This window comes from Streptomyces albidochromogenes, from assembly GCF_005981925.1.
Lineage (GTDB): Bacteria > Actinomycetota > Actinomycetes > Streptomycetales > Streptomycetaceae > Streptomyces > Streptomyces albidochromogenes.
In genome coordinates this window covers 1-8,149 of record NZ_VBVX01000282.1, presented here as the reverse complement: position 1 = coordinate 8,149, position 8,149 = coordinate 1, and the positions used below count along the sequence as shown (strand labels likewise).

Here is an 8,149-nt window from a genome sequence, read left to right as displayed (position 1 = left end):
TAGCTCGGACCCTGGTCGATAAGTTTTTTTTTTTCAAGCAGAAGACGGCATACGGGATGAGCGCTAGTCTCGTGGGCTCGGAGATTTGTATAAGAGACCGGTCGTAGCGGGCCGCGACGCCGTGCAGCGCGGCCAGCAGCCCGTCGGAGGTCAAAGGGGCGCGGCCGCCGCCCGGGGCGAGGTACGGCGGTACCGGCATCGCCCCGGTTTCCGCCCAGCGCAGCCGGCCGCCGGGGTCGACGAAGCTGCGGGAGCGGCCCGCGTTGTCGGGGTGCAGGCAGTACGGCACGTCCAGTACGCCCCGTGCGAAGGCGGTGCGCAGGGCCCGCCCGAGGTCCGTGCCGAGTTCCAGTACGGCCTCGACGAAGGCCCGGGCCTCGCGGTACACCTCGCTGTCGGCCGTCTCGGCCGGCCCCGGTGACCCGTCGGCGGGCCACGGCTGCGCCAGAGGCGGGCGGGCGGCCGGAGCGGCGCTCGCCGCCGCCGTCCTCAGGGCGCGTACGTTCTCCCGTACGGTCGGGATGCGGTGCGCCTCGGCCGCCGTCTTGACGATCAGCCGCTGCGCCCCGGCACGCACCGCCAGCCGGGCGGAGTCCTCCAGCAGCCGCCTCGCGCCGTGCTCGGTCCGGGGGAACACCCCCATGTAGGTGTAGAGCACCACGTGCCGGTCGGTCTCCGGGGGCAGGAACTCGGCGGCCAGCCGGTGCAGCGCCCGTACGGCCTCGGTGTCCTGCACGGGATCGGTCTGCTGGGCGTAGCTGAGGGAGACGCTGCGGATGCCGTGCCGGGTGAAGAACAGGCCCTCCAGCAGGCTGAGCGCCACCAGGAGCCCCGGTGGGCAGAGCTGCCCGAGCATGCAGCCGCCGAAGCTCTCCACGTGCGGCACGCCGGGGGCGGGGACCAGCGTCGCGAGGAGTTCGCAGGCCCGCGCCCAGTTGGCCACCGACTCCGCGAGCGGGGTGCGGCCGTAGGGCAGGCAGTACGAGACCGGCCCGCCCTCGGTGGCGTCGAGCCCGGCGGCGGCAAGGGCCCGGACGATGGGCTCGGGCCGCGACGAGCCGTGCCGTACCTGCACGGGGAACGAGGGGCCGAGGATCCCGTCGAGCATGGCCCGGGTCCGCTCGGCCGGGTGGGCGGCGATCGGGTACCCGTTGAGCGGCACGCCCTCCGCGAGGGCCGCCCGGGCCGCCGCGTGGTCGCCGACCCGGGTGTAGCTGTCGATGGTGAGCGTGCCGACCGTGGCCGCCGCCAGGGACCGGGTGCCGGCCAGGCCCGCCCGCATGCGCTCCGGGTCGGCGAACCCCATCCGGGGCTGGACCACCAGGCGGCCGGCCGCCGCGGCCCGCGCGACGAACCCGCCGAAGGAGGCAGGCCCGGGCCGGTCGGGTCCGGCGGACCGGTGACCGGGGCGGAGGCCGCCGTCCCGGTGGTCCGCCGGGGGAGCGAGGAGCGCACCGGCCGGACTCATGCCACGGCCCGGGGCGCTGTCGGCGCCGGAGCGGCGGCGAGCGTGGCCGTGAACGCGCGCAGGGCCTCGACGTCCCCGTCGTCGAGGACGGCGGTGCAGCCCGCGTCCAGGAGCAGGGCCCGCTGGGCCGGGTCGGCCCGCCCCGCGACGCCGAGCTTGCCTCCGACGACCACCGGGACCTGGATTCCGGCGGACCGCAGGGCTCGTACGGCGGACAGGCCGTCGCGGTAGCCGTGGCCGTTGACGCTGCTGACGACGACCAGCTCGGGCCGCGGCTCCGCACAGGCCGCCACGAGCAGGTCGTCCGGAACGCACGGGCCCAGGCCGGTCACCCGGTGCCCCTGCTCCTCCATGAACAGCTGGAGGTAGACAAGGTTCCAGGTATGGGAATCCGATGCCGTACCGGCCAGCAGTATCTTCAAACTCCGTCGTCGCATGCCCAAAATATACGAACGGGCAATGAGGGAAAGGGGAAGTTGCGGCGGCAGAAGCGGCGGAACAAAGGAAAGCGGGAAGTCGCTCGGCCGGCCGTCATGAATTGCGCCTTCCGGGAAAACGCCGAGCCGCGGTCCGGAATTCTCCGGACCGCGGCTCTCGGTCTTCGAGCAAGGCCCCCAAGGCGGCGGGGCGCGGGATCAGGCGTACTGGGCGAGCAGGCTCTTCGGCCGGATGTCGGTCCAGTTCTCCTCGACGTACGCCAGCGCCTCGTCCCTCGCTCCGGCCCCCCACACACTGTCCCAGCCTGCGGGGATCTCGCTGAACGCCGGCCACAGGGCGTGCTGGCCCTCGGCGTTGACCACCACGTGGAAGCTGCCCTCGGTGTCGTCGAAGGGGTTCGTCATGACAGACTCCTCATTTTCTCGGAAAGGATACGGCCGATCAATTCAAGGGGTTCGGGTTCGCCCATCCTGGTATGGATGACACCGACGGTGTGCCTTTCGATGGTTCCTTCCACATGGGGGATCCAGGATTCGGAAAGGGTGTTCTCCGGAGCGCCTTCTTCCTGGGCCGCGAAGAAGAGCATGTCCGTCTTCACCGGCCGTGGCGCGTACAGGTTCATGATTTCCGCGTGATCGATGGAGGCGCCGATCACCGAGCGGATCTCGCCGTCGGAGAAGCCGCCCAGCACCGGGTCGGTCTCCCGCACGAGCCCGATCAGGGCCGCCACGTCGAAAGGGGCGTCCGCCGGTTCGTCGGTGGCGTCGCCGACCAGCATCTCCCGCTTCTGCGCGGGGGTCATCCGCCGGCGCTCCGGCTCCGTGGGCAGCAGGTGCACGTCCATCATGGCCAGCAGCGCGGTCCGCTCGCCCAGTTCGGCCAGCCGCACCGCCAGGGCGTGCGCGACGGTCCCGCCGAACGACCAGCCGAGGAAGTGGTACGGGCCGTGCGGCTGCACCCGCCGGATGTGCGCCAGGTAGTCCTCGGCCATCTCCTCCACCGACCCCGGGCTGTGCCCGAGTTCCGACAACGCCCGTGCCTGGATCGCGTAGAGCGGCTGGTCGGGCCCCAGGTGCCGGGCCAGACCCACGTACGACCAGCCCACGCCCGTACCCGGGTGGATCGCGAACAACGGCGGGCGGGCGCCGCCCGGCTGGAGCGGCAGCAGCACCCCCATCGGGTCGAAGCCCGACGGCTCGTCGGCGAGCAGCCCCGCCACCGTCGGCGTCCGGAACAGGTCCCGTACGCCTCTCTCCAGGCCCAGCGCGGCGCGCATCCGGCTCACCAGCCGGACCCCGAGCAGCGAATGCCCGCCCAGCGTGAAGAAGTTGTCGTCGATGCCCACGCCCCGGACGCCGAGGACCTCCTCGAACAGCCCGCACAGCACCTCCTCGCGCGGAGTGCGCGGCGGGCGCCCCGAGGGGGCCGCCGCCGGCGCGGGAGCGGGCAGCGCCTTGCGGTCCGGCTTGCCGTTCACGGTCAGCGGGATCTCGTCCAGCAGGACCGCCGCCACGGGCACCATGTGCTCGGGGAGCTCACCGCCCGCCCAGCGCAGCAGCTCCTCCCCGTCCAGGGAGTGGCCGGCGCGCGGCACGGCGTACGCCACCAGGCGTTTCCCGCCCGGTCCGTCGTCGAAGACGACCACCGCCACCTGCCCGACGCCCGGGTGCCGGGCCAGGGTCTCCTCGATCTCGCCGGGCTCGATCCGGAAGCCACGCAGCTTGATCTGGCCGTCCGCCCGTCCCAGGAAGCGCAGTTCGCCGTCGGCCGTCCAGTGCACCAGGTCGCCGGTGCGGTACATGCGGCTGCCGTCCGCGGCGAACGGGTCGGCGACGAACCGCTCCGACGTCAGCCCCGGCCGGCCCAGGTAACCACGCGCGACCTGGGTGCCCGCCAGGTACATCTCCCCGGCCACTCCCACCGGAACCGGCCGCAGACGCTCGTCCAGTACGTGCACCCGGGTGTTGTCCAGCGCCGCGCCCAGGTACACCCCGGGCAGGGTGCGGCAGCCGGTGTCCAGCCGCTGGTGGTGCGAGGCGAACGTGGTCTCCGTCGGGCCGTAGCTGTGCACCAGCACCGTGTCCGGGCAGTGGTCCAGGACCCGCTGGAGGGCGGCCGGTGAGGCCACGTCGCCGCCGGTCCACACCTCGTCCAGCAGCTTCAGGGTGTCCAGCCCCTCGTCGGCCATGATGTGGAACAGGCCCATCGTGAAGTAGGCCGCCGTCACCCCGTGGGCGCGGATCGCGTGGTCCAGCTCGGCGAGGTCCGTACCGGAACCCGAGGCGAAGACCAGCTCGCCGCCGTTGAGCAGCGGCACCCACAGTTCGTACGTGGAGGCGTCGAAGCCGATCGCCGAATGCACCAGCATGCGGCGGTGGTGGGAGTGGTTCCAGCAGCGGTCCGTGACCAGCTCCACGACGTTGCGGTGGGTGACCCCGACCCCCTTCGGCCGGCCGGTCGAGCCCGAGGTGAACATGACGTACATCAGGGCGTCCTCGCCCACCGCCACCCTCGGATCGGTGCGCCGGCAGCCGGGCACCGGAGTGTCCGCCGACAGCACCCGTACGCCCGCCGCCAGTTGCCGGGCCACCGGGGCCGCCCCGGCGTACGCCTCCTGGGTGACGAGCACCCGTGCCCCCGTGTCCTCCATGATCATGGCGATCCGGGCGTCGGGCAGCCGGGGATCCAGCGGAACATACGCCGCCCCGCACTTCAGGGCCGCCAGCGCCGCCACCAGCAGGTGCGGCATGCGGTCCAGGAGCAGCCCGACCGCGCCGTGCGGCCGCGCGCCGGCCTCGATCAGCCGGTGGGCCAGCGCGTTCGCCCGGGCGTTGAGCTCCGCGAAGGTGAGGGTCTCGTCCTCGTACCGGACCGCGACCGCCCGCGGGGTGCGGCGCACCTGCTCCTCGAACCGCTCGTGGACCAGACCCGGCATGACCGGGGGCGCGGCCGTGTCGTTGTACCGCACCAGGATCCGGTCCGCCTCCTCCGCCGACAGCAGCGGCACGTCACCGATCCGCGTCGCCGGGTCGGCGGCGACCGCGCGCAGCAGCCGTGCCACGTGCGCCGCCAACTGGGCGGCCGTACCCGCGTCGAAGAGGTCCAGGGCGTACTCCAGGACCCCTGCCAGGCCGGCCGGGGCACCGGAGGAGTCCCGGGTCTCCCGCAGTGCCAGCGTCAGGTCGAACTTGGTGAAGCCGGACTCGGCGGCCACCGGCGTACCGGCCAGCGGCGATTCCTCACCGGCGGCCCGGTCGGCCGGGTGCACCTGCACCATCACCTGCACCAGCGGGTGGTGTGCGGTGGACCGCACCGGGTTCAGCTCCTCGACCACCAGGTCGAAGGGGAGCTGCTGATGGGCGAAGGCCGCGAGATCGCTCTCCCGGACCCGGTCCAGCAGCTCGGCGAAGGGCGGGTTCCCCGAGGTGTCGGTGCGCAGGACCAGGGTGTTGACGAAGAACCCGACCAGCTCGTCCAGCGCCTGGTCGTCCCGGCCCGCGACCACCGTGCCCAGCGGCAGGTCGGTGCCCGCGCCGTGCCGCGTCAGCACGGCGGCGAGGGCGGCCTGCACCACCATCAGCAGGGTCGCGCCGTGCTCCAGGGCCAGCGCCTCCAGCCGGGCGTGGGTGTCCGCGCCCAGGCCCGTGACCGGCGTGGCCGCCCCTCGGTGCGAGGCGTCGGCCGGCCGGGTCCGCGCTGGGGTCAGCTCCAGTACGGGCGGGGCGCCGGCCAGCCGGTCCCGCCAGTACGCGGTGTGCTCGGCGGCCACGGGCCCGGCCAGCATCCGCTGCTCCCACAGGGTGTAGTCCGCGTACTGCACGGGCAGCGGCTCCCGGGCGGGGGCGGCGCCCCCGAGGCGGGCGGTGTACGCGGCGGCGAGATCCGCCAGCAGCGGCCCCGCGGACCAGCCGTCGGCCGCGATGTGATGCACCAGCAGCACCAGCGTCTGACCGCCCGGTTCCAGCGCCCGACCGCCCGGCTCCCGGCCGTCGTCGCTCCCCGGCTCAGGCTCCGGCCCACCGTCGCTCCCCGGTCCGGGAGCGGTCTCGATGAGCCAGGCCCGGAACGGGATCTCCCCGGCCAGGTCGAACACGTGCCCCGCCGCCGCGTCCACGGCGGCAGCGACGCCCCCAGGTCCGGTCCGTACCACCTCCAGCACCGGCCGGGCCGCCTCCCGCACCTCCTGGTACGGCTGCCCGTCCTCCGCCGGGTACACGGTCCGCAGCACCTCGTGGCGTTCCGCCGTGTCGGCGAGCGCGTGGGCCAGCACGGCCGGGTCCAGCGGCCGGTCCGGCCGCAGCACGAAGGGGATGTTGTACGAACGGCCCGGTCCCTCCAACTGGTCGACGAACCACAGCCGGCGCTGCGCGTACGACAGGGGCAGCCGCTCCGGCCGGTCCGCGCGCGGCACCGCTCCCAGCACGGGCCGGCCGTCGGCCGCTGCCCCGGCCCCTCCCGCGTCCCGCGACGCGGCGGCGATCCGGGCCGCCAGTCCGGCCGGGGTGGGCGCGAGGAACAGGTCCCGCAGCCGCAGGTCCGCCCCGAGCGCGGCCCGCACCCGGTTCATCAGCCGCACGCCCGCCATCGAATGTCCGCCCACGGAGAAGAAGTTGTCGTCCGGGCCGACCGTGTCCCGGCCGGTGATGTCGGCGAAGATCCCGCACAGCTCGGCCACGGTCCCCGGGTCGGCCTCGCTCTCGCCGCCTGCCCGCACGGGCTCCTCGCAGGAGAGCGCGGTACGGGCCGGCCGGGCGTCCAGCGCGGCCCGTTCGGCCGCCGACAGCAGCGGAGCCGAGCGCACCGGTGCGTCCCCGGCCTCGGCGAACCGGGTCAGCGCCCGGACGTACACGTCGAGCAGCAGCCGGGCGGTGGCCTCGTCGAACAGGTCCTCGGCGTAGGTCCACCACACCGTGAGACCGCCGTGCCCGGGACGGGCCACGCACGTGACGGCGAGGTCGAACTTGGCCACGCCCAGGCCGCTCTCCTCGTACCGGCCGCCGAGCGTCGCGCCGACGCGCACCGCCCGGGGGTCCGCGCCGGCCTCTTCCTCCTGCACCGCCAAGGTCACCTGGAACAGCGGGTTGGCACCGGGCGCGCGGCGCGGGTTGAGGAGCTCCACCAGCCGGTCGAAGGGCAGTTCCTGGTGGGCGTACGCGCCGAGCGCGGAGTCCCGGGCGCGGGCCACCAGCTCCGCGGGGACCGCCGCACCGGACACGTCGGTGCGCAGCACCAGGGAGTTGACGAAGAAACCGACCAGATCGTCGAGGGCCTCGTCGGAGCGCCCGGCCACCGGCGTCCCGATCGCCACGTCGGGGCCGCTGCCGCAGGCGTCCAGCGCGGTGGCGAGCGCCGCGTGCGCCACCATCAGCAGACTGGCGTCCGCGCCACCGGCCAGCGCCGCCAGCCGCCCGTGGGTCTCGCCGTCCAGTACGGCGGTGAGGGTGCCGGCCCGGCCGCTCGGCGTGGCCGGCCGGGGCCGGTCGGCGGGCAGGTCCAGCAGGGGCGGCAGCCCGGCGAGGGCGTCCCTCCAGTACGCGGCCAGGGCCGTGTCGTTCTCCAGCAGCTCCTGCTGCCACAGGGTGTAGTCGGCGTACTGCACCGGCAGCGGCTCCCAGGCGGGCCCGCTTCCGGCGAGGCGCGCGTCGTAGGCGGCGCCCAGATCGCGCAGCAGCGGCCCCACGGACCAGCCGTCGGTGGCGATGTGGTGGGTGAGCAGGGCCAGCACACCGCTGCCGCCGTCCTCCGGGACGAACAGGGCGCTCCGGATGGGGGGTTCGGCCTCCAGGTCGAAGGTGCCCGCGGTGAAGCGGGCGACCTCGGCCGCCAGTGCGGCTTCCGGGACGCGACGCACGGTGAGTTCGGGGCGGGGCCGGTCCAGTACGTGCTGGCGGGGCTCCCCGGCGGCGTCCGCCGGGTAGAGGGTGCGCAGCACCTCGTGGCGCTCCACCACGTCGGCGAGGGCGGCGTGCAGCGCCTCCCGGTCCGGCACGGAGTCCAGGCGCAGGACCACCGGCAGGTTGTACGTCGGCGCCGGACCCTCCAGGCGGTTGAGGAACCACAGCCGCCGCTGGGCGAACGACAGCGGCACCCGTTCCTCGGCCGCGCCCGCGATCCCGAGGTCCACGGTGGCCCCGGCGGACAGGGCCGGCAGCAGCTCCCGCAGCCGGGGCGCCTCGGCGGCGCCCGGCAACTCCGCGCGCAGGGCCGCCAGCAGAGCGACGACCCGTTCGATCCCTCCCCCAC

General features: G+C 74.3%; 3 protein-coding genes and 1 pseudogene. All 4 read right to left on the bottom strand.

Features of this window, described 5'->3' with window-relative positions; translation table 11 throughout:
- The coding region (locus E2E34_RS27275; protein WP_138904567.1) for a methylaspartate mutase at positions 1-1,468 on the bottom strand (1,468 nt) is incomplete at its 3' end.
- Positions 1,465-1,905 (bottom strand): cobalamin B12-binding domain-containing protein, encoded by a 441-nt coding sequence (locus tag E2E34_RS27270; protein WP_244316155.1) that lies wholly within the window; start codon positions 1,903-1,905, stop codon positions 1,465-1,467. The genes E2E34_RS27270 and E2E34_RS27275, both read right to left, overlap by 4 nt.
- A gap of 198 nt (positions 1,906-2,103) precedes the next feature.
- Positions 2,104-2,310 (bottom strand): MbtH family protein, encoded by a 207-nt coding sequence (locus E2E34_RS27265; protein WP_138904566.1) that lies wholly within the window; start codon positions 2,308-2,310, stop codon positions 2,104-2,106.
- Positions 2,307-8,138, bottom strand: a pseudogene (locus tag E2E34_RS27260) (amino acid adenylation domain-containing protein); the annotation flags it as partial. The gene E2E34_RS27265 and the pseudogene E2E34_RS27260, both read right to left, overlap by 4 nt.
- Between the last annotated feature and the right edge of the window lie 11 nt (positions 8,139-8,149).